At 70.0% G+C, this 21,378-nt stretch carries 20 protein-coding genes; 14 read left to right on the forward strand and 6 right to left on the reverse strand.

All coding sequences use genetic code 11. The annotated features are described in order from the left end of the window. Together VGZ23_07630 and VGZ23_07635 are read right to left on the reverse strand one after the other, a co-directional pair. The coding region (locus VGZ23_07630) for an ABC transporter substrate-binding protein (protein HEV2357463.1) at positions 1–533 on the reverse strand (533 nt) is incomplete at its 3' end. Positions 534–576: 43 nt separating this feature from the next. After that, positions 577–2,376 (reverse strand): peptide ABC transporter substrate-binding protein, encoded by a 1,800-nt coding sequence (locus tag VGZ23_07635; protein ID HEV2357464.1) that lies wholly within the window; start codon positions 2,374–2,376, stop codon positions 577–579. Between the two features lie 163 nt (positions 2,377–2,539). Between VGZ23_07635 and glk the strand changes: the two genes are divergently transcribed. The 5 genes from glk (at position 2,540) to VGZ23_07660 (ending at position 6,518) form a co-directional block, all read left to right on the forward strand. Further along, positions 2,540–3,583 (forward strand): glucokinase, encoded by a 1,044-nt coding sequence (glk, locus tag VGZ23_07640; protein ID HEV2357465.1) that lies wholly within the window; start codon positions 2,540–2,542, stop codon positions 3,581–3,583. A gap of 96 nt (positions 3,584–3,679) precedes the next feature. Next, positions 3,680–4,627 (forward strand): aldo/keto reductase, encoded by a 948-nt coding sequence (locus tag VGZ23_07645; protein ID HEV2357466.1) that lies wholly within the window; start codon positions 3,680–3,682, stop codon positions 4,625–4,627. 57 nt (positions 4,628–4,684) lie between these two features. Continuing rightward, a complete protein-coding gene (locus VGZ23_07650; GenBank protein ID HEV2357467.1) occupies positions 4,685–5,338 on the forward strand; it encodes a chlorite dismutase family protein in 654 nt (217 codons plus the stop codon). Between the two features lie 56 nt (positions 5,339–5,394). Next, complete coding sequence (locus tag VGZ23_07655) at positions 5,395–5,934, forward strand: DinB family protein (GenBank protein HEV2357468.1); 540 nt, start codon at positions 5,395–5,397, stop codon at positions 5,932–5,934. 23 nt (positions 5,935–5,957) lie between these two features. After that, on the forward strand, positions 5,958–6,518 hold the full coding sequence (locus VGZ23_07660) for a DinB family protein (GenBank protein HEV2357469.1): 561 nt from the start codon (positions 5,958–5,960) through the stop codon (positions 6,516–6,518). Between the two features lie 19 nt (positions 6,519–6,537). On the opposite strand, the gene VGZ23_07665 is transcribed toward VGZ23_07660, so the two are convergent. After that, on the reverse strand, positions 6,538–6,969 hold the full coding sequence (locus tag VGZ23_07665; protein ID HEV2357470.1) for a type II toxin-antitoxin system VapC family toxin: 432 nt from the start codon (positions 6,967–6,969) through the stop codon (positions 6,538–6,540). 357 nt (positions 6,970–7,326) lie between these two features. On the opposite strand from VGZ23_07665, the gene VGZ23_07670 reads away from it, so the two are divergent. From VGZ23_07670 to VGZ23_07695, 6 genes are all read left to right on the forward strand, one after another. After that, a complete protein-coding gene (locus VGZ23_07670; protein ID HEV2357471.1) occupies positions 7,327–7,725 on the forward strand; it encodes a DUF5678 domain-containing protein in 399 nt (132 codons plus the stop codon). Between the two features lie 86 nt (positions 7,726–7,811). After that, positions 7,812–8,105: a retroviral-like aspartic protease family protein gene (locus VGZ23_07675; protein ID HEV2357472.1), complete on the forward strand. Its 294-nt coding sequence runs from the start codon at positions 7,812–7,814 to the stop codon at positions 8,103–8,105. Positions 8,106–8,163: 58 nt separating this feature from the next. After that, positions 8,164–10,365: a hydantoinase/oxoprolinase family protein gene (locus VGZ23_07680; protein ID HEV2357473.1), complete on the forward strand. Its 2,202-nt coding sequence runs from the start codon at positions 8,164–8,166 to the stop codon at positions 10,363–10,365. Continuing rightward, positions 10,352–12,064 (forward strand): hydantoinase B/oxoprolinase family protein, encoded by a 1,713-nt coding sequence (locus tag VGZ23_07685; GenBank protein ID HEV2357474.1) that lies wholly within the window; start codon positions 10,352–10,354, stop codon positions 12,062–12,064. Before VGZ23_07680 ends, VGZ23_07685 begins: the two co-directional genes overlap by 14 nt. Next, positions 12,061–12,807 (forward strand): hypothetical protein, encoded by a 747-nt coding sequence (locus VGZ23_07690; GenBank protein ID HEV2357475.1) that lies wholly within the window; start codon positions 12,061–12,063, stop codon positions 12,805–12,807. Before VGZ23_07685 ends, VGZ23_07690 begins: the two co-directional genes overlap by 4 nt. Beyond that, positions 12,808–13,317 carry a DinB family protein gene (locus VGZ23_07695; protein ID HEV2357476.1) on the forward strand — a complete coding sequence of 170 codons (510 nt, stop codon included), beginning with the start codon at positions 12,808–12,810 and terminating at the stop codon, positions 13,315–13,317. 37 nt (positions 13,318–13,354) lie between these two features. Here VGZ23_07695 and VGZ23_07700 read toward each other — a convergent pair whose 3' ends face one another. Then, complete coding sequence (locus VGZ23_07700) at positions 13,355–15,331, reverse strand: S9 family peptidase (protein ID HEV2357477.1); 1,977 nt, start codon at positions 15,329–15,331, stop codon at positions 13,355–13,357. 171 nt (positions 15,332–15,502) lie between these two features. Here VGZ23_07700 and VGZ23_07705 point away from each other — a divergent pair, with 171 nt between their 5' ends. The 3 genes from VGZ23_07705 to fabG are packed head-to-tail and all read left to right on the forward strand — an operon-like array spanning position 15,503 to position 19,564. Next, positions 15,503–17,218, forward strand: a complete 1,716-nt coding sequence (locus tag VGZ23_07705; protein HEV2357478.1) for a hypothetical protein — start codon at positions 15,503–15,505, stop codon at positions 17,216–17,218. Beyond that, positions 17,215–18,792, forward strand: coding sequence for a glucose-6-phosphate dehydrogenase (gene zwf, locus VGZ23_07710; protein HEV2357479.1), 1,578 nt, complete (start codon positions 17,215–17,217; stop codon positions 18,790–18,792). The genes VGZ23_07705 and zwf overlap by 4 nt, the downstream gene beginning before the upstream one ends. Further along, positions 18,782–19,564, forward strand: coding sequence for a 3-oxoacyl-ACP reductase FabG (fabG, locus tag VGZ23_07715; protein ID HEV2357480.1), 783 nt, complete (start codon positions 18,782–18,784; stop codon positions 19,562–19,564). The genes zwf and fabG overlap by 11 nt, the downstream gene beginning before the upstream one ends. 14 nt (positions 19,565–19,578) lie before the next feature. On the opposite strand, the gene VGZ23_07720 is transcribed toward fabG, so the two are convergent. Continuing rightward, a complete protein-coding gene (locus tag VGZ23_07720) occupies positions 19,579–20,400 on the reverse strand; it encodes an ABC transporter permease (protein HEV2357481.1) in 822 nt (273 codons plus the stop codon). A 56-nt stretch (positions 20,401–20,456) separates the two neighbouring features. Then, positions 20,457–21,377: a nickel ABC transporter permease gene (nikB, locus tag VGZ23_07725; GenBank protein ID HEV2357482.1), complete on the reverse strand. Its 921-nt coding sequence runs from the start codon at positions 21,375–21,377 to the stop codon at positions 20,457–20,459. Position 21,378: the final 1 nt, after the last annotated feature.

The following is a 21,378-nucleotide window of genomic DNA, read 5'->3' on the forward strand; positions in this document are numbered from 1 at the left end:
GGGTTGATCGGCTCCACCTTGGCGATATTTGTGTAGCTGCCGTAGCTGGTCGCGCCGGTCGCCTTGTTGATCACGTACTGATAGGTGAACACGACGTCGTCGGCGGTGAACGGCCGGCCGTCCGCCCACTTGACGCCCTGCCTGAGCCTGTAGGTGACGGAGCGGCCGTCTTTGGCCACGCCGCCGTTCCCGGGGGTGGGCACCTCGGCCGCCAGCACCGGTGTGAAGCTGCCGGCCGTGTCCGCGCTCAGGAGCGGCTCCATCACGAGCCGCGACGCATGGTAATCCTTGGTGCCGTTGGCCAAGTGGAGGTTCACGATCGTCGGGGCCTGCCAGTAGAGCAGTTTCAACGTGCCCTGCGACCCCCGGCCAACCGCCGCCGCCCGCGCGGGCAGCGCCGTGGCACGGTCGAGAATCGCCCAGGTGGCCCCGAGCGACAGGCCGAGCTCGCCCATGCGCGTCACGACCTGACGCCGCGTCAGACGATGGCCCCAAAAGTCCGTGACGAGCTTCCGGATATCGTTGCTCCGCATACGCCCGCCTCCCTTCACATACGCCGCGGCGTGGCCGCGTCGCCTAGGTCGTCCGCCGCCAATCCGCGATGTTGCGGGTCTCGCTGTCGAACGGGCTCATGTTCTTGCCCACGTCGAGCTTGTTGGACCGGACGGAGACGATCTTGCGGTCGATGAGCGGGATCGAGACCGCCTGGTCGACGACGATGTCGTTCATCTTGATCCACAGGGCGGCGTTCTTTTGCGGATCGAGTTCCTTCTGCGCCTGGTCGTAGAACGCGTTGTACTCCTTGTTCAGCCAGCGCGTGATGTTGAGGCCCGACCAGTTGTTCTCTTTCTGCGCGAGATCCTTGGCCGGGTCGCCGCTGTAGAACCGCCCCATATACTGCAGCGGGAACGGTGAGCCGAAGGTCGAGGTGAACATCTCGAGATCGCGGTAGAAATGTGCATACGTATCGTTGTTGCCGGGCGCGCTGCTGAAGAAGACGCCCGCGTCCACCGACTGCAACGTCAACGCCGCGCCGATCTTGGAGAAGCCGTCCTTGACGATCTGCTGCTCCTTCTGCCGCAGGCTGTTCACGCTGGTGACGTACGTGGCCTGCAGTTTCACGCCGCCCTTCGCGCGAATCCCATCCGGGCCTTTCTTCCACCCGGCCTCGTCGAGCAGCCGGTTCGCGCGCTCGATGTCAAACACGATCTTGGTGTTCTTGGACGCCAGCGATGAAGGCGTGGTCAGCACGTTCGCCGTGGCACCGCCTTCCTCGCCGTACAGTTGCTTCGCCATCGTGACCCGGTCGATCGCCATGGCAAACGCCTGCCGGACCTTCAGGTCCGTCAGGAACGGATGCGGCCCCTTCACCGAGGAGCGCTGGCCGTCGACCTCTTTGTTGGGGTCCGTCTGGTTGCAGTAGATCTGCTCGACGCCGCCGCCGAGCTCCGTGAGGATGGATCCTTTGCCGGTCGCCAGCATGTGCTCAAGCACCGGCCACTCCACCTGCATGTTCCAGGCGTAGTCGTACTCGCCGGTCTCCAGGACCGCCCGCGCCGCCGAGACCGCATCGCCGCCGCCCTTGATCTGCACCTGGCTGAACGCCGGCTTGTTCGGCTCGCGGTAGTAGGGGTTGATCTTGTAGACCACGAGGTCGCCCGGCCGGAACGTCTCCACAATGTACGGCCCCGTACCGAAGGACTTGAGGTTGAAGGGCGCGTTGCGTGCGTTTGACCCGACGAACGCGTCGAGCACGTGCCGCGGGAGGACGACGCCGTCCTCGCCGACGAACGGCGCGTACCAGGCCGGCGTCGGAGTCTTGAACGTGATCTTTACGGTGTGGGCGTCGATCGGCTCGACTTTCTCGACCGTCGTATAGTACCCATACGTCGTGGCTCCAGTCTGCTTGTTCTGGACAAACTGGAACGTGAACACGACATCGTCGGACGTGAAATCGCGTCCGTCCGCCCATTTCACACCCTGCTTGAGCTTATACGTCACGGAGCGGCCGTCCGCCGAAATCCCGCCGTTCTGCCGGGACGGCACCTCCGCGGCCAGCACCGCCGTGAAGCGGCCCGCGGCGTCGACCGTGAGCAGAGGTTCGAGGACCGGACGCGACGCGTGAAAGTCTTTGGTGCCCTGCGCCAGGTGCGGATTGACGATCGTGGGCGCCTGCCAGTACAGCAACTTGAGCGTGCCCTGCGCCCCGCGGCCGCCCGCCGCGGCGCGCGCGGGAAGCGCGGTCGCCCGGTCGAGCACCGCCCAGATCGCGGAGAGTCCCAACCCGAGCTCGGTCATGCGCGTCACAACCTGACGGCGTGTCAGCCGCCCCGTTCGGAATTCCTTCTGCAGGTGCGCGATATCGCGATTCCCCATCCCCCGCCCCCTTCGCGTGCCGTTCTCGCCCCGGCCTTGTCGCCCGCCCGCACCTACGCCCTAGGGGTCCGTACGCCAAGAGTGGCCACGATGTTTCGCGGTGCCGGGGGCGAGTCCTTTGTTGGTTGCAGGACCGTGACGCCTCCGCGGCGGAGCGAAGGGTATGGCCGGGCGCGAACTGGTGTTGGTGGGTGATATCGGAGGCACGAAGACCCGTTTGGGGGTCTACGAGAACGCGGTGCACCGCCCTCACGGAACGGGCCGGCGCGTCCAGGGCCCGATTCGGATCATCGAGCCGGCGACCTTTCCGAGCGCGTCGTTTCCGACGCTCGAAGCGCTCGCGCGCGAATACCTCGACCGCACCCGTCTTCGGCCCGACCGCGCCGTCTTCGGCGTCGCGGGGCCCATCGTCGCCGGACGGGCCCGCGTCACGAACCTGCCGTGGCGGCTGTCGGAATCCGGGCTGCGCCGGGCGCTGCGGGTCCGGTCCGCCCGGCTGCTCAACGACCTGGTCGCGACCGCCTGGGCGGTCCCCGTCCTCGGGCCCCGAGCCATGCGAACGCTCAATCGCGGCAGGCCCGAGCCCGAGGGAACACTCGCGGTGGTGGCCCCCGGGACGGGTCTCGGCGAGGCGTTCCTGGTCTGGGACGGACGCCGGTACCGGCCGTACCCGTCGGAGGGCGGACACGCCGACTTCGCGCCGCCGACCGAGCTCGCGGGCGACCTGCTCGCGTTTCTGCGGACCACGGAGCCGCACGTCAGCGTCGAGCGGGTGTGTTCGGGAATTGGGATCCCTCATCTCTATGCCTTCTTCCGGGCTCGGGCGACGCATGACGAGCCGGCGTGGCTGGCCGAACGGCTCGCGGCGGCCGGCGATCCCGCGCCGGTCATCGTCGAGGCGGCCCTCGATCGCGACCGGCCGTGTGCGATCGCCGTGGCGACCCTGGAATTGTTCGTCGACATCCTGGGCGCCGAGGCCGGCAATCTGGCCGTGAAAGTGCTCGCGGCCGGCGGGCTCTTCCTCGCCGGCGGCATCCCGCCACGCATCGTGCCCGCGCTGCACGACGGCCGGTTCATGCGCGCGTTCACGCGCAAGGGCCGGATGGCGGACCTGCTTGCACGCATCCCGGTGCGCGTGGTCATGCACCCCGCGCCTGCACTCGTGGGCGCGGCGTGCGCGGCGCGGGAGGATACCGGCGGTACCTGACGGCACCGCGGCGTCGTATCATCGGCACGAGGACCGTGCGGCGGGAGGCGCTGGCGCCGACGGCCGCCAATGTCCGGGGTAACGGAGGTGTCGGCGATGCTCTACCGTTCGCTCGGCCGGTCCGGTCTCAACGTGTCGGCGTACGCGCTCGGCACGAACGCGTTCGGCGGCCGGGCCGATGAAGAGACGTCGATCGCGATTATCCACCACGCGATCGACCACGGCGTAAATCTCATCGACACCGCCAATGTGTACACGGGGAGCCACTCCGAGCGCATCATCGGCCGCGCGCTCCAAGACCGGCGCGACCGGGTCGTCCTCGCCACCAAGTGTGCGATGAAAGTCGGCGACGGGCCCAACGACGAGGGAGCATCGCGCGGGCACGTCCTGCGCGAAGTGGAACGCAGTCTCGCGCGCCTCCGGACCGACTTCATCGATCTCTACCAGATCCACACGTGGGACCCCCGCACGCCGCTCGAGGAGACCCTCCGGACGCTCGACGACCTGGTCCGCGCGGGCAAGGTCCGGTATATCGGGTGCTCCAACTACGCCGCGTGGCAGGTCTCCCGGGCCCTCGGGACCAGTGATCGCCGCGGATTCGTGCGGTACGAGTCGGTCCAGCCGGAGTATTCGCCGGCCGACCGTCGGATCGAAGCCGAGCTCGTGCCGTGCTGCCTGGCGGAGGGCGTCGGCGTCCTCGCGTACTTTCCGCTGGCCGGCGGCGTGCTCACCGGCAAGTACACCCCCGGGTCGCCGCCGCCGCAGGGGTCTCGCGCGCTCACTCAGCCGCAGTTCGCCAGGCGGCTCAGCGAACGCAACCTCCGGCTGGCCCAGGACATGGCCGGGCTCGCCTCCGAGGTCGGCTGCACCCTCTCGCAGCTCACGTTGGCCTGGGTCATGCGCCGCCCCGGCATCACGAGCGCGCTGGTCGGCGCGACCAAGGTCGCGCAGCAGGAGGAGAACCTCAAAGCGGTCGACCTCGCGGTCCCGCCGGAGATCCTGGACCGGGTGACCGAACTGTCCACCGCCTTCGTGACGGCTTGAGGACCGCCGCGTCGCCCCCGGACGGCGCGGTAGCAGAACAGCGTCGAGGAGTGTCGCATGGCTGATATGGCGTCCGTGCACGGCTTTCTCTACTTCCGGGTCCCGGCGGGGCATCGCTCGCCCGCCGTGGCGGCGCGCGTATCCGAGGCCGCGGGGACCGCGGCCGGCGCGCCCGGAGTCGCCGGCCTCTACGCGTACGACCTCGCGGGGCTGCGCGGCGACGCCGACCTGGGTTTTTGGGTCGCCGCGGAGGGCCCGGAGGCGTTCCAGCGCGCGGCGACGGCGTTGGCCCGCGCCGACCTCGACCTGACGTGGTCGCTGTGGGGCTTCGTCCGGCCCTCGCAGTACACGGGGCGCGACGGCACGAGCGTGCGTGTGCCCGGTGAGCGGCGCCGGTTTCTCGTCGTCTACCCGTTCGGCAAGACGCACGACTGGTACCAACTGCCGGCGGACGACCGGCGGGCGATGATGACCGAGCACGCGCGGCTCGGACATCGCTTCGAGGACATCGAGCAACTGCTGCTCTATTGCACGGGCCTCGCGGACTGGGAGTTCGTCGTCGGCTACGAAACCGACGACCTCGCGCGGTTCTCCGAGCTCGTCACGGCCCTGCGCAGCACGGCGGCCCGGCCGTACACGCTGCGCGATACGCCGACGTTCGTCGGGCGGTACGGGCAGATCGAGGACATCGTTCGCGCGGTGATCGGGTAAAACGGCCCATCCGCACCTCCGTGCGGACGCCGACTCGTTTTCGTGAGGGTGGCGTGATGGATTACGCGCGCGTCTATGATGTATTGACCCAGGCCCGCGGGCGCCTTTTCGGGTGGCTTCGTCCGTTGAACCAGGAACAGTACACGCAGCAGTTTCCGTTCGGGATGGGCACGCTCCGCGCGACGCTCATCGAGACCGCCAGGGTCGAGCTGCTCTACGGCATGCGGCTGCGGGGGGAACCCGTGCCGCCGCCTCCCCTTTCCGACACCTTCCCGATCAGCGAAACCCGGCAACCGACGTTCGCGGATCTCGAGCAGGCCTGGACCGCCCAGGCGCCGCAGACCCGCGCGACCCTCGCCCGTACCACCGATTGGGCCACGACGCTGACCCGCCGGATCGAGCAGGGCGACAAAGTCGTGATCACGACCGCGAGCAAAGCCGAGATCGCCGTGCAGATGCTGATGCACGAGGTGCATCACCGTGCCCAGGTGATGGCCATGCTGCGGCAGCTGGGCGTCGAAGCCCAGAACCTCGACTACATCGGGTTCGTGGCGCGGCGGGAGGAGTATCCGAAAGACAGGGCGCCGCGCGCCTAGCCCCGTCGCACCGAGACGCCGCCGTGACCGCGCATCCGATCGACCCGGCCCGCGTCTACGACGTGCAGACGCAGGCCCGCCGGCGGCTGTTCGACTGGATCCGCCCGCTCACGCAGGCGCAGTACACCCGGCCGTTCCCGTTCGGCCTCGCCACGCTGCGCGCGACGCTAATCGAAATCCCGTTCACCGAATTGTATCTGGCCATGCGGCTACGCGAAGAAGTCCTCCCGCCGTTTTCGGACTGGCCCATCGGCGAGCACCGCCAGCCCACGTTTGCCGATCTCGAGGCCGTCTGGGAGCCACAGATGCGCGAGACGCGGGCGACCCTGGCGCGAACCACCGATTGGGACCGCGAGGTGACCTCCGAGATCCGCTGGCCGGACCGGGTCGTCGCCGTGACGGCGACCAAGGCCGACATCGCCACGCAACTGCTGCTCCACGAGGTGCACCACCGTGCGCAGGCGATGGCGATCCTCCGGCTGCTCGGCGTACCGGCGCAGGACCTCGATTACATCGGGTTTGTGCAGCGGCGGAGTGTACGGACAGACGATCGCGCCCCGGAGAGTTCCGGGGATCTGCGATAACAGCGAGGAAAATTCGGGCTCAGTTGTCGAGCGGGTTGATCACTCGAAGGCCTTGGAATCGGACAAAATCCTTGTCGGTGGTGGCCAGCTCCGCGCCGTGCTCGAGCGCCAATGCGGCAAGGTGGGCGTCCATGACCAGCGGTCCACGCGCAAGGGTCTCCGTCGAGAGCTTGCTGAAAATCTGCCAGTGACGTTCGCCCGGCTGCAGGATGATCGCATTTGGACGGGCTATCCATGACGAGACGAGCGGCACTGCTTCCTCGGGAAGGAAGGGATGCTCGAACACACGTGGATTCGTACTCAGACGGAGAAACGCGAGAATGGTCGTCCATGCAAGACCGATCGGCTCCGGCCGGATGAACGTCCGCTCCAACCAGGAGCGCGCCTTCTCGTGGTGCCGATCCGAGGCGTTGTATGCATACAACAGAACGTTGGCGTCGAGCAGAATCACCGGTGGAGGGGTCCTTCGACATGCTCGACAAGCTCGCTGATCTTATCGTAATTCAATCCGGGTCGAGAACCCATCTCACGTGGATGGACCTTGAAGGGTCCGAGAACGTTTCGCTCGCGCCTTCGGAGCAGCCCGAGGCGCAAAAGGCTGTTGACGACCTCCTTGAATGAACGCCCTGAACGTCGGACCTCCGCCCTCAGATCAGCCGCAACATCGTCCTCAAGTGTTATCGTTGTTCGCACATCACGATGCTACAATCGTGGGCATCATGATGTCAATATGTCCGTCTCGTCATCTTGCGTTTGCCCGTTCATATAGTAAGATGTGATTGTTAGCATATTAACGGTTGGAGCCCTCATGAAAAAGCCGCTCGATAACGCCACACTCTATCTACGCGACATCCCCAAAGACCTGGTCCGAAACTTGAAAGCGCAGGCCGCGCTCCGCGGCACAACCCTGACCGCGTTCGTGATCGACATCCTGTCGGAGGCGGCCGGTGAGGACACCCTCGCCGCGCTGAAGCCGATCGAGGCCGACATGGCCTGGTACGATGCGCACAAGGCCGCGCTGTTGCGGCGCTACCGCGGCAAACATATCGCGGTCTTGAACAAGAAGGTCGTCGACCAGGACGAGAACTTTGGCGCTTTAGCGCAACGTGTCTACGCAAAGTTTGGTGTGCGCCCGATCTTCATGCCCCTATGCGAGGACCCGGAACCCGTCATGCACTTCTACTCGCCGCAAGTTGTCGAAGGCTGATGCCCGAGTACCGATATGGACCTACGTTCCGGCCGCCGGCGCCCATGCTACCGATCGGCGTCAGCGGCCCAGGAGCGACCGCCGCCATGCTGGTTCCGGCGTTGGTGGACACCGGCGCCGGGATGACGGCACTTCCCTCGGACGTGCCCAGACAATTGGGTTTGCCCGTAGCCGGCCGCACGATCGTCTCCGGCTTCGATGGTCAGGCGAGAATTGTGCCCACGTACACCGTTCAGATACGCGTGGCGGAGTATACTACGGTGCTCAAGGTCATCGGCCTCGGCGCGGTCGCGCTCCTTGGGCGGGACGTCCTCAACACGCTCTTCATCAGGCTGAGAGGCCCGGAGGGGATTCTCGAAGTCGACGAGCCGCCACCGTAAGTCCGTCTCCTGCGCCACCGCGCAGGCACACGGCCCGGCGGCGACGAACAGCTCGATAATGACGGCCGTGCCCCGCTCCGCGCGTGGCTCGTACCGTGTCGGACTGGACATCGGCGGCACCTTCACCGACCTGGTGCTGCTCAATGAGACGACCGGCGAGTTGCGCCTTCACAAGATTCTCACAACGCCCGACGATCCCGCCCGCGCGGCGCTGGCCGGCCTCCTGGAGCTGTGCGCGTCGGCCGGGGCAGTCGGGGTGGCCGTACGCGACGTCACCGCCCTGGTGCACGGCACGACCCTCGTGACGAACGCGATCATCGAGCGCCGGGGCGCCCGCACCGCGCTGCTCACAACCCGCGGGTTCCGCGACATTCTTGAGATGGGCAAAGAGCAACGTTACGATATCTACGATCTCTTTCTGCGCTTCCCGGAGCCCCTCGTCCCCCGTCGGGATCGCCTGGAGATCGACGAGCGCGTCGCCGCCGACGGCGAGGTGCTCAAACCACTCGATCGCGATGAGATCCGCCGCGCGGCCGAACGGCTCGCCGCCGGCGGCATCGAGGCGGTTGCCGTCGCGTTTCTGCACGCCTACCGCAACCCGGCAAACGAACAGGCCGCGCTCGCGGCGATTCGGGATGCCGCCCCGCACGTGGCCGTGTCGCTGTCGAGCGACGTTGTCCCGGAGATTCGAGAATTCGAGCGCACGTGCACGACCGTCGCGAACGCCTACGTCCAGCCGCTGCTCGGCCGCTACGTCGGCCGCCTTGAATCGACCCTCGGCGAGCGCGGCTTCACCGGGCGGTTCACCCTGATGCAGTCCACGGGCGGCGCCGCGTCGCCCGAGACCGCCCGGCGCTTCCCGATCCGCCTCTTGGAGTCCGGTCCGGCCGGCGGTGCGCTCGTGGCCGCGTTCTTCGGCGGTCCCCTCGGTCTCCGCGACCTCGTCGGCTTCGACATGGGCGGCACGACCGCGAAGATCTGCCTCATCCGCGACGGCCGGCCGGCGATCGCGCCGGAGATGGAGGTCGCGCGCGTCCACCGCTTCAAGCGCGGCTCCGGACTGCCGGTGACGGTCCCGACCGTCGACATGATGGAGATCGGCGCGGGCGGCGGATCGATCGCCTGGATCGACTCGCTCGGACTGCTCAAGGTGGGGCCGCACAGCGCGGGCGCGGAGCCGGGTCCGGCCTGCTACGGCCGGGGCGGACAGGCGCCGACGGTGACCGACGCCTGCCTCGCGCTCGGATACTTCAACGAAGCGTCGTTCCTCGGCGGCGCCATGCCGCTCGACCGGCCGGCGGCGATCGGGGCCTTGGAGCGCCTCGGCGCGCCGCTGCATCTCGACGCGGTCGGGACGGCCTGGGGCATCCACCAGATCGTCGTCGAGAGCATGGCCGCCGCGGCGCGAGTCTACCTGATCGAGCGGGGCCAGGACCCGCGACGGTTCGCGCTGATCGCCTTCGGCGGCGCGGGGCCGTCGCACGCCGCCCGGGTCGCGCGTATCTTGGGCATGTCGGACGTCATCGTGCCGCCGGCTTCAGGCGTGGCCTCCGCGCTGGGACTCCTCGTCGCACCGGTGAGCGTGGAGCTGGTGCACTCCCTCCCTGGTCCCCTCGACGGTCTGCCGTGGGATCGTGTGACGGCGCTGTACACTGAGATGGAGGCGCAGGGCCTCGCGGCCTTGCGCGACGCCGGCATCGCGCCCGGCTCCATCGCGCGCGAGCGGCGCGCGGAGATGCGCCTCCTCGGCCAGTTCCACGACATCGAGGTTCCCGTGCCGGACGGGCCGCTCGGCCCCGAGGTCGCCGAAGGGTTGACCCGGGCGTTCGAAACCGAGTACCGCCGCCGCTACGGGATCTTCCTCGCCGATCGCCCGATCCAGGCACTCAACTGGCGCGTCAGCGTGACCGGCCCGCGGCCGGACGTGCGGCTGCAGACCGGCGCGGCCGGAGGCCCTGCGTCAGACGGGGCAGGAGGTCCTGCGTCAGACGGGGCGACCGCCGCCGTGCGTGGGAGGCGGCCGGCCTACTTTCCGGAGACCGGCGGGTTCGTTGAGGTGCCGGTGTACGACCGCGGCCTGCTCCGGCCGGGCATGCGGGCCGACGGCCCCGCCATCGTCGAGGAGCGCGAAGCCACCACGGTCGCCGGCCCGGGCGACCGGTTCGCCGTCGATCAGGCCGGCAATCTGCGCCTCGCCGTCGCCCGGCAGTCGAGACAGCCGGCGACGCTGCGCGGGAGAGTGACGCATGGCACGGACTGAGACGACGCGGCCCGCCGCCGACGCGCCGTTCGATCCGATCTCGCTCGAGATCATGTGGAGCCGCCTCATCAACATCGCGGAGGAATGCTGGGTCACGATCCTCCGGACGGCGTTCAGCACGATCATCGGCGAGGCCCAGGACTTCGGCTGTGAGGTGCTCGACGCGGACGCCGAATCGATCGCGCACTCCCCGCGGTCGATGCCGGTGTTCAACCTGTCGCTGCCGCTCGCCGTCCGGTACATGCTGCGCGCCTTCCCCAGGGAATCGCTGCGGGACGGCGACGTGCTCGTCACCAACGATCCGTGGATGTGCGCCGGGCATCTCTACGACCTGGCCGTCGTGACGCCGGTGTTCCGGCGGGGCCGTCTGTGCGCCCTCATCGGGTCGATCGCCCACGCCTCGGACATCGGGGGCACGCGCGACTCGCTCAACGCGCGCGAAGTGTACGACGAAGGGCTCCAGATTCCGCCGCTCAAACTGTACCGGGCCGGCGACCCCAACGACGACCTCATGGCGCTGATCGGCGCCAACGTCCGCCGTCCCGAGATGGTGCTCGGCGACATTCAGGCCCAGGTCTCGAGCAACCGAATCGGCGCGGACCGCCTGCTGGCATTTATGGACGAGTACGGGCTCGACTCGCTCGCGTCGCTCGCGCACACGGTCCAGTCGCGCGCGGAGCAGGCGATGCGCGACGCGATCCGGGCCGTGCCGGACGGCACCTACCGCAGCGACGTCTGGTACGACGGCCTGGACGAGCCGCTGCGCCTCCCCTGTGGCGTGGCCGTCGCGGGCGACGAGATCACGGTCGACTTTACCGGCGCGCCGCCGCAGTTACCCCGGGGCGGCATGAACTGTACCTACCACTACACGGCCGCGCACACCACCTACGCGCTCAAGTCGATCCTGACGCCGGAAATCCGGTCGAACGCCGGATGCTACCGGCCGTTTCACGTCGTCGCGCCGGAAGGGTCCGTGCTCAACTGCCGGCATCCGGCGTCGGTCAACGAGCGCACGCACACGGGCTGGTATCTCGGCCCCGCCGTCTTCCGGGCGCTCGCCGAGGTGCTTCCCGATCAGGTGCAGGCGTTCACCGGCCTGCCGATCGGCATGGGCAGTTACGGGCGCGACGCGGAGGGGCGGCCCTTCAACGACCATCTCTTCCAAGGCGGCGGCCAGGGCGCGAGCGCGCACGGCGACGGCAAGTCCGCGCTGCTGTATCCGACGTCCGCGGCGAACGTCTCGGTGGAGATGTTCGAGAGCCGGACGCCGCTGGTCGTGGAGTGCAAGGAGCTGATCGCGGACTCCGGCGGTCCGGGCCGCCATCGCGGCGGTCTCGGGCAGCGCGTCCGCATGCGTCTGCGCCGGCCCAGCCCGAACCCGGTGTTGGTCGACTTCCGGCCGCACGGCATGCTGGTGTCGACGCCGGGCCTGCACGGAGGACTCGCCGGCCGCCGCGCACGAGCGTTCGTCGTCGAGGACGGCCGCGTTCGTGAGGCCGGGGCCAATGTCGGGGTGGCGGAACTCCGCGGCACGGAGGAGCGGGCGACGATCGAGATCGCGGGCGGCAGCGGATTCGGCGACCCCGCGACGCGGCCGGCCCCCGAGATCCAAGCCGACTTGGACGATGGCTATGTGACCGCGGAGGGCATCGCCGCCCACGGCGTGGCGATTTCTCCGGACGGGAGGGTGCGACGGTGAGCCGGGATGCGCTGCTGGCAGCGTGGGAGCGTCAGGTCGATTGGATTGGCAACGTATTGACGAAAGACGGCGTCGAAGGCTGCGTCCTCCAACCGGTCGGACAGATGCCCGCGGCGGCGACGGCGCTCGTGCGCCACTCATTTCAATCCGACAACTACATCCACCGCAAGGTGGGGGCCGCGCTTGGTGGCTACGTCACGGACGCCGACCATCATCTGCTCAAAGAGCTATTCGACGCGGAACGAACACGCGATGCGAAGGTGCCGGCGGACAGCCGCGAGCGGTTGTTTTGCCAGTCGGTCGTCGAGGATATCGTCTTCGCCGCGGCGCGTTGGTGCAGAAGCGATGATCTGAGAACCGCCGGGCTCGACCTCTCGTCCGACGTTGTGAGACGTACGATCGACGGCGAGTACTGGAACACCGCCAGCTACGCCATGACCACGCTGTGCTTCTACCGGGAGGCGGGTGCTGCCGAACTCCTCAAGCGCTTTCACGCGTTCTGTACGCCGTCAGGGTTGCCCTTCCGCCGCAAGCCCCGGCTCCCCGAGCACCCCAGCCGCCCCACCCTCGAACAGGAGCGGCAATTCGCCCAGGGGCTGGCCGCCGGAAATCCCGCAACACTGCGATCGATCGAGCGGTTATTGGACCAAAAAGATGACGCGGCGCGACAGGTCGCCCTGAGCGCCGACGCCAGGCAGTGGCTCAACGGGCTCCTCGATCTTGCCCGCACGGAGGATGCGTAGATGACTCGAGGGGATGCGGTCTCGCTCAAAGCGCTGGTGGTGAATCATATCCACACGACGCTGGAGGACGAAGAGTGGCAGTGGCAGCCCCCGCTCCGCGGAGCGCTCCGGGGGCTGACGGCCGCCGAGGCGGCGTGGAAACCTTCGCCGGCGCGGCACTCGATCTGGCAGATCGTCCGCCATCTCATGGTCTGGAAGCGCGGGGTGCTCGACGCGTGGGATGGAGATCCGCCCGACGGGCGGCAACTCGCCGCCGCCGATTGGCACGAGGCGACCGGGAGCGAGGCCGACTGGGAGCGGGACCGCCAAACATTGTTGGAAATCTCCGCCCAGTTTCTCACTCGGGCGGAGGCCCTGGATGATGCGGGGCTCTCAAGAAACGTGGTCTGGTACAAGAACGGCGCGGCTCAGCCGCTCGCGATGCGGCTGGTCCGGACGACAACCCACGACGTCTACCACGCCGGACAGATCATGTACCTGCGGGCGCTCCAGGGCATCGGCAAGCGCTGAGCGCCCACGCGGGCGCTGGATTCCGCAGTCCACCGCGCTACTCGGCGGGCTTCACGTGTCGAGCCATCCAGTCGACAACGCGGCGCACGACGTCGATTCGATGGCTCGGACGTCCGGTGAGCCGAAATCCGTGGCTCTGGCCCGGATAGCGCACGAACTCCACCGGCGCCCGCCCGGCGGCCACCAGCCCCGCAAAGAACTCCTCGCCCTGCCCGATCGGACACCGGTCGTCCGCTTCCCCGTGCACGATCAGGGTGGGCGTCGTCACGCGTTCGACATAGTTGATCGGGGACAGGCGCCGGTAGGTCTCGCGCTGAGTCACCACGTCGCCCCGCATTTCCCAGGCCGCGAACCACGGCCCGATGTCGGACGTCCCGTGGAACGATTCCAAGTTGACGACCGGCGCGCCGACGACCGCGGCTTTGACGCGGTCCGTGTGGGTGATCGTCCATGAGGTCATGAATCCGCCGTATGAGTAGCCGGAGACGGCCAGGCGGGCCGGATCGGCCGTGCCCTCGGCGACGAGGGCGTCGACCGCGGCGAGTTGTTCGGGGAGGTCCCGCTCGCCCCAGACCCCGCGGATGCCCTGCGCGAAGGACTTCGTGTACGAGCCCGAGCCGACCGGGTTTAACTGGAGCACCGCCCATCCGCGGGAGGCGAGAATGTAGGTATGCCACAGGCCCAGCGGAAAGACCGGTCCGGCATAACTGGCCGGCCCGCCGTGGATTTCGACCAGGAGCGGCGCGGGCCGGAGGCGGCTTGCGGGATGCGTTACCCATCCGTCCAACTCCCCGCCGTGAGGGCTGGAAAAGCGCCGGTGCTCAACGCGCGGCAACGCCACCTCGGAGAGCCACGCCTCGTTCACCCGGGTCAGACGCCGCTCGGCCGAGCCATCGGCCGCGCAGACGAACAGGTCGGCCGGGGTCGCCGGGTCCGTGGCCGTGAAGGCGAGGCGGCCCGCCGCCGCCGTGATGCTTTGGATTTGGCGGTCTCCGCCGGCGACCGTGGCGACCGCCCCGTCCGGTACCGCGGCGCGGACGGCGTGGACGCGACCGGCATCGGCGGCCAGGAACGTGACCGACCGGCCGTCGGACGACCACACCGGCGGCAGCGTGATCTCGTGCGGACGCAGGAGGACGGCGGCGCGATCGTACCCCGCGGTCAGGCGCCGGGGCGGGCCTCCGGCGGACGGAACGAGCCAGACGCGGGCCACGGGATCGCCGAACCCTCCTTCTTGCTCGTCGTTGCCGAAACAGGCGATCCACTCACCGTCCGGAGACCACGCGGGGGCGACCGCGCGCCCAATCTCGCTCGTGAGCTGCCGCGGCCCGCCGCCGTCCGCATCCATGCTCCACACGTCGAAGAGGCTGTAATCGCCCGCCGCGGCGCGGGCCCGCACGAACGCCAAACGCCGGCCGTCGGGCGACCAGGCCGGCCCGGCATGCTCGGCGTCGTCGCGCGTGAGCTGCGCGACGCCGCCGTCCGGCAACCTGAGCACGAAGAGCTGATGCCGCCGATCGAACGTGTACCCGAAGCCGTCGCCTTTGTACTGCGCGCGCGTGACAACGCGGGGACGATGGGGCCCGTTCGCCGACGGCTCCGCCGGTTCGGGAGACGCGTCCGCCGCGGCGCGGAACGCGATCCGGGTCCCGTCCGGCGCCCACACCGCCGCCCCCGCCCCGTAGGGGAGCGCCGTCACGCGCCGGGGCTCGCCGCCGGAGAGCGGCAGCAGGTAGAGCTGACCGGTACCGTCGCGGTCGGACAGGAACGCGATCGTGCGGCCATCCGGGGCCCATCGCGGAGCGGTGTCGCGGCGCGGCCCGCGCGTCATCTGGACCGGCCCGCCACCGTCCGTGCCGGCGAGCCAGATCGTGGAGCGGTACTCGTCGGCGGTGAGATCGGTCTCGGTACGCACGAACGCGACGGCGCGGCCGTCCGGTGAGATCTGAGCGTCGGACACGGTGACGATCGCGGCAAGATCTTCCGGGCGCACCGCCCGGCGCTGATCGGACATTCCCTTCTTCTTCCTCCTCGCCGCCACGGCGGGCGTCGGTCTGCTCCGTCCCAGTGACGGGTTACGGGCCGGACCGCCGCCGATCCTTGTGCCGGCGACGGATAGGACACGCCGCGGCGGGGGAGAAGAAAGAGGGCACCGTCCCGGCAGGTCGGCCCCCGAGGACAATCCGTGACCGGCACCCGGCTCGAACTCTCGGCGCACGACGCAGACGCGGCGGCCGTCCAGGCGCGCCTCGAAGGGCTCACGCGCGACCGCTTCGTCGAGCGGCTGTGGGCCCGCGACGCCGGCCTGTGGACGCAGGACCCCGCGGGGCAGGCCGCGGTGCGCGACGGGCTCGGGTGGCTGCGGGCGCCGGCCACGATGACCGCGGCGCTCGGCGACCTGCAGCGCTTCGCCGCCGGCGCGCGGGACGCCGGCTACCACCAGGTGCTGCACATGGGAATGGGCGGCAGCAGCCTCGCGCCGCTGGTCTTCCAGCGTACTTTCCCCGACGCGCCGGGGCTGCGGCTGTCCGTGCTCGACACCACCGATCCCGCGACGATTCTGGCCGAAGACCGGCGGGCGGCGAGTGCTGCGACGCTGTTCATCGTCGCGAGCAAATCCGGCACCACCGCGGAGCCGCTCGCGTTCGGCGAGTACTTCTACGCGCGGCGGCGGGCCGCGGCCGGCGAACGCGCGGCTGGGGACTTCGTGGTGATCACCGACGCGGGCACGCCGCTCGCCGCGCAGGCCGAAGCGCGGCGATACCGCCGCGTGTTCACCAATGCCTCCGACGTCGGCGGCCGCTACTCGGCCCTCACGTATTTCGGCCTCGTCCCCGCCGTCCTCGCCGGCGCGGACGCGGCGGGCGTGCTCGACCGGGCCGCGCGCATGGCCGAGGCGTGCGCGCCCGCGGCGGCGCCCGCGCACAATCCCGGCGTCCACCTCGGCGCCGTCATGGGCGAGCTGGCCCGGCGGGGGCGGGACAAAGTCACGTTGGTCGTCGCGGACCCGGTCGCCACGCTCGGCACCTGGCTGGAACAGCTCCTGGCAGAGAGCACCGGCAAGCACGGCACGGGCCTGCTGCCCGTCGCCGACGAGCCGCTCGGCGCGCCCGGCGCGTACGGCCCGGACCGGTTGTTCGTGCGCGTCCGCCTGGGCGGTGGCCGCGACGAGCGGGTTGACGGGGCCCTCGACGCACTGCGGCGCGCCGGACATCCCGTCGTCACGCTCGAGATGAGCGATCCGCTCGACGTCGGGCAGGAGTTCTTCCGCTGGGAGATCGCGACGGCGACCGCCGGGGCGATCCTCGGGATCAACGCGTTCGACCAACCCAACGTGCAGGAGAGCAAGGAGAACACGAATCGCCTGCTGGACGTGGTGCGCCGCGACGGCCGGCTGCCGGAGCCCGCGCCGTCCCTCCAGGACGGGGCGCTCGCAGTGTACGCCGAGCGCCCCGGGGACGATCTTGCCGCGACGCTGGCCCGGTTCCTCGCCGCGCGGCACCCGGGGGATTATCTCGCCCTCCTCGCCTACCTCACCGAAACGCCCGAGACCCACCGCCGGCTCCAGGCGATCCGGGCGCGTCTGCGCGATGCCACGCGGCTGGCGACCACGCTCGGCTACGGCCCCCGCTACCTGCACTCGACCGGCCAGTACCACAAGGGCGGCCCCGCGACCGGCCTGTTCGTGCAGATCACCGCGGACGAGACGGACGACGCGGCCGTCCCCGGTCAGCCCTACACCTTCGGCGTCTTCAAACGCGCCCAGGCCCTCGGCGATCTCGAGGCGCTGCGCCGCCACGGCCAGCGGGCGCTGCGCGTGCATCTCAGCGGACCGATCGAGGCCGCGCTCGCGCGGCTCGACGAGCTGACCGCCGCGGCTCTCGGGCCCTCGGCGTCGTGAGCGCGGGCGGCGACGGCGGGCCGCGGGCGGGTCCCCGCCCGCGCCCGTCCGATCACGGCGCCGCCGGGCGTGCCCGCCCCGGGGCCACGCTCTTCGTCATTGCCGGCACCACCGGGGATCTCGCGGCCCGCAAACTGCTTCCCGCGCTCTACAACCTGTTTGTCGAGGAGTGGCTGCCGGATCACTTCGCCGCGATCGGCGTCGGCCGCGGCGCGTTGGACGACGAGGCCTTCCGGCGGCGCGCGCGCGAAAGCGTGGACCAGTTTTCGCGGCGGGGACGGGCGGACGAGGCGCGCTGGAGCGCGCTCGCTCCAGCGCTCACGTACCTCCGCGGCGACCTCGCGACCCCCGCGACCACGCGGGCGCTGGCGGCGGCCCTCGCCGCGGCGGAACAGCGGTGGCGCACGCCGGCGCAGCGGATCTTTTACCTGGCGACGCCGCCGGGGGCGGTCGAACCGATCGTCGAAGGCCTCGCAGCCGCGGGATTGGCCGCGGAGCGGGCCCGCCTGGTGGTGGAAAAGCCGTTCGGGCGTGACCTCGGCTCGGCCCGCGCGCTGACCGCGGCACTCGGCCGCGTCTTCACCGAGCGGCAGATCTTCCGGATCGACCACTACCTCGGCAAAGACACGGTCCAGAACATCCTCGCCCTCCGGTTCGGCAATGCCCTCTACGAGCCGGTGTGGGACCGGCGGTATCTGGACCACGTGCAGATCACCGTCGCCGAGACCGTCGGCGTCGAGAGTCGCGGCGCGTTCTACGACGCGACCGGCGCGCTGCGCGACATGGTGCAGAACCACCTGCTGCAGATCTGCTGCCTGATCGCGATGGAGCCGCCGGTATCCTTCGACGCCGATGAGGTGCGGAACAAGACGATGGACGTGCTGCGGGCCGTGCGGCCGCTCGGCGACGGCGCCGCGGCCGCGGTGCGCGGCCAGTATGGGCCGGGCACGATTGACGGCGCGCCGGTGCCGGGATACCGCGCGGAGCCCGGCATCCCGCCCGACTCCGGCACGGAAACCTTTGCCGCCCTCCGGCTGTTCGTGGACAACTGGCGATGGCAGGGCGTCCCGTTCTACCTGCGGACCGGCAAGCGGATGCCGGTCAAAGCCACCGAGATCGTGATCCAGTTCCAGCCCGCGCCGCACCTGCCGTTTCCGCCGGCGACCGTCGAACACTGGCAGCCCAACCGGCTCATTCTGCGCATTCAGCCCGACGAGGGCGTTGTGCTGCGGTTCCAGGCGAAGCGCCCCGGACCCGTCATGCACCTCGATACGGCGGACATGCGGTTCGACTACGGCCGCGCGTTCGGCGGTGAACCGCCCGAAGCCTACGAGACGCTGCTGCTCGACGTCATGTGGGGCGATGCCACGCTGTTCATGCGCGCCGACCAGGTCGAGGCGGCCTGGTCGATCGTGCAGCCCGTGCTGGACGCCTGGCAGACCGTCCCGAGCGGAGGGATCGCCACCTATCCGGCGGGCACCTGGGGGCCCGGCGCCGCGGACACCCTGCCCGGCCGGGACGGGCGGGCCTGGCAGCCGCCGAGCATCACGGAGGAGCATGCCGATGGACCTTGAGCTGCACGGCCGGCGCGCCGTCGTTACCGGCGCCAACTCCGGCATCGGCCGGGCGATCGCGCTCGCCCTCGCCGGCGAGGGGGCGCGCGTCTGCGTGAATTACGTCGTCGCCCCGGACGCGGCGCAGGCGGTGGTCACCGAGGTCGCGGCGTCCGGCGGCACGGCGATCGCCGCCCGGGCGGACGTCTCGGACCCGGGCGAGGTAGCGCGAATGTTCGCGGACGTCGAGCGTGCCTGGGGCGGCGTCGATGTGCTCGTCAACAACGCGGGCATCGACGGCGGGCGCGTCGCCGCGTGGGACCAGGCGCCGGATGCCTGGCGCCGGGTGCTCGAGATTAACCTCACCGGCGCCTACCTCTGCGCCCGCGAGGCCCTGCGTCGCATGGTGCCGGCGCGGCGCGGCGTGGTGCTGAGCCTGACGTCGGTGCACGAACGGATCCCGTGGACCGGGTACAGCGCCTACACGGCGAGCAAGGCCGGGCTCAGCATGCTCACGAAGACGCTGGCCCAAGAGGCGGCGCCGGCGGGCGTCCGGGTGCTGGCGCTCGCGCCCGGAGCCATCCAGACGCCGATCAACCGCGACGTGTGGAGCGATCCCGCGCAGTTGCAGGACCTGCTGACGAAAATCCCGATGGGGCGCCTCGGCACGCCCGAGGAGATCGCGCGGATGGTCGCGGTCCTGGTCTCCGACGTCGCCGGATACGTGACCGGGACGACGCTCTTCGTGGACGGGGGGATGACGCTGTACCCGTCGTTCATGCGCGGCGGATAGGGAGTTTCGCCGCGTCAGATCCGGAGCCGCGGATCCAAGATGTCCCGGAGTCCGTCGCCCACGAGGTTCATGCCGACAACGGTCAGTGTAATCGCGAGGCCGGGAAACACGGCGGTCCACCAGGCGTCGCGCAGGTACTGACGGGCGCCGCTCAGCATCGCCCCCCACTCCGGCGTCGGCGGCTGCGCGCCGAGGCCGATGTAGGAGAGGCCGGCGGCGATGAGAATGTTCACGCCGACCCCGAGCGTCGCGAGCACCAGAATCGGCGCGGTGATGTTACGGAGGATGTGGCGGATCATCAGCCGGCCGGTCGTGGCGCCGGCCGCGCGCGCGGCTTCCACGTATTCCATCCGGCGCACGGCCAGCGTGGATCCGCGCACGGTGCGGGCATACACCGGGATGGCGCCGATGCCGACGGCGAGCATGACGTTGGTCAAGTTGGGGCCGAGCGCCGCCACGATCGCGATCGCGAGCAGAATGCCGGGAAACGCGAGCAGCACGTCCGTGGCGCGCATGAGCGCCGCGTCGCAGAGGCCTCCGTAAAAACCCGCCAGCAGGCCGCCGGCGATGCCCGCGGCGGCGGCGATCCCCACCCCGACGAGGCCGACCTGGAGCGAGACGCGACTCCCGTAGACGACGCGGCTGAGCACGTCGCGGCCCAACTCGTCGGTCCCGAAGAGATGGGCGCGGGAGGGCGGCGACAGGACGGCGTCGATCTCGGGTGCGATCGGGTCGCGCGGCGCGATCCAGGGTGCGAGCAGGGCCGTCGCGAGAAACGCGCACGTCAGTACCACGCCGGTCATCGTCGCGGGACTCCCGAGAACGCGGTGGAGCACCCGTTGCCGCCGGGTCCTCGCACTGGAGGAGGCCGCCGGCCCCGGCCGCACCGCGCTCATTCGTATGTGATCCGCGGATCCAACACGAGGTACGCCACGTCGACGGCAAGGTTCACGAGGGCGTAGACCGCGGCGGCGAACAGCACGATGCCCTGGATCACCGGGAAATCGCGGGCCTGCACGGCGGTGACGGCAAACCGGCCGAGGCCCGACCGCGCGAACACGGATTCCACGATCACGGCGCCGCCGAGCAGCGTGCCGAACTGCACGCCCATCACCGTGACGACGGGGATGAGGGCGTTCCGCAGGGCGTGGCGGAACAGCACGCGGGCGCCCGAGGCGCCTTTGGCCCGCGCGGTCCGGACGAACTCGCTCGGCAGCACCTCGAGCAGGCTCGCGCGGGTGAGCCGCGCCAGCACCGCGGCGGCCTGCGCGCCGAGTGTGACCGCGGGCAGCACAAGAGCCTGCCACTCGTTCCCCCCGGCGATCGGGAACCAGCGCAGTGCGAGCCCAAACGCGAGGATCAGGAGCAGCCCCAGCCAGAAGGACGGCATGGAGATTCCGATGAGCGAGGCGCTCATCGCGAACGCCTCGGCCACCCGGCCGCGGCTCATCGCCGCCAGGGCGCCGAGCAGCACTCCCCCGGCGGCCGCGACGGCCATCGCCGCCAGGGTGAGCTCCAACGTCGAGGGAAACCGCTCCGCGATCTCGCGCACGACCGGCCGCCCCGAGCGGATCGAACGGCCGAGATCGCCACGGAGGACGTTCGCGAGATACCGGCCGTACTGCACCGCGAGCGGACGGTCCAGGCCGAGTTCCTGACGGAGTCGCGCCACCTCCGCGGCCGAGGCGTTTTCGCCGAGCATGATCGTGGCCGGATCACCGGGCGTCAGGTGGCTCATCAGGAAGACGAGCACGGAGACCGCCAGCAGCACCGGCAGCACCGCGCCGAGGCGCCGGAGGATAAACGGCAGCATC

The sequence above is a fragment of the bacterium genome (genome assembly GCA_035945995.1).
Taxonomy (GTDB): domain Bacteria; phylum Sysuimicrobiota; class Sysuimicrobiia; order Sysuimicrobiales; family Segetimicrobiaceae; genus DASSJF01.

Bases quoted from the DNA above. Each gene is read 5' to 3' on its own strand.
- VGZ23_07635 (HEV2357464.1), bottom strand. From the start codon at position 2,376: ATGGGGAATCGCGATATCGCGCACCTGCAGAAGGAATTCCGAACGGGG.
- glk (HEV2357465.1), top strand. From the start codon at position 2,540: ATGGCCGGGCGCGAACTGGTGTTGGTGGGTGATATCGGAGGCACGAAG.
- VGZ23_07645 (HEV2357466.1), top strand. From the start codon at position 3,680: ATGCTCTACCGTTCGCTCGGCCGGTCCGGTCTCAACGTGTCGGCGTAC.
- VGZ23_07650 (HEV2357467.1), top strand. From the start codon at position 4,685: ATGGCTGATATGGCGTCCGTGCACGGCTTTCTCTACTTCCGGGTCCCG.
- VGZ23_07655 (HEV2357468.1), top strand. From the start codon at position 5,395: ATGGATTACGCGCGCGTCTATGATGTATTGACCCAGGCCCGCGGGCGC.
- VGZ23_07670 (HEV2357471.1), top strand. From the start codon at position 7,327: ATGAAAAAGCCGCTCGATAACGCCACACTCTATCTACGCGACATCCCC.
- VGZ23_07675 (HEV2357472.1), top strand. From the start codon at position 7,812: ATGCTGGTTCCGGCGTTGGTGGACACCGGCGCCGGGATGACGGCACTT.
- VGZ23_07680 (HEV2357473.1), top strand. From the start codon at position 8,164: ATGACGGCCGTGCCCCGCTCCGCGCGTGGCTCGTACCGTGTCGGACTG.
- VGZ23_07685 (HEV2357474.1), top strand. From the start codon at position 10,352: ATGGCACGGACTGAGACGACGCGGCCCGCCGCCGACGCGCCGTTCGAT.
- VGZ23_07695 (HEV2357476.1), top strand. From the start codon at position 12,808: ATGACTCGAGGGGATGCGGTCTCGCTCAAAGCGCTGGTGGTGAATCAT.
- VGZ23_07700 (HEV2357477.1), bottom strand. From the start codon at position 15,331: ATGTCCGATCAGCGCCGGGCGGTGCGCCCGGAAGATCTTGCCGCGATC.
- fabG (HEV2357480.1), top strand. From the start codon at position 18,782: ATGGACCTTGAGCTGCACGGCCGGCGCGCCGTCGTTACCGGCGCCAAC.
- nikB (HEV2357482.1), bottom strand. From the start codon at position 21,377: ATGCTGCCGTTTATCCTCCGGCGCCTCGGCGCGGTGCTGCCGGTGCTG.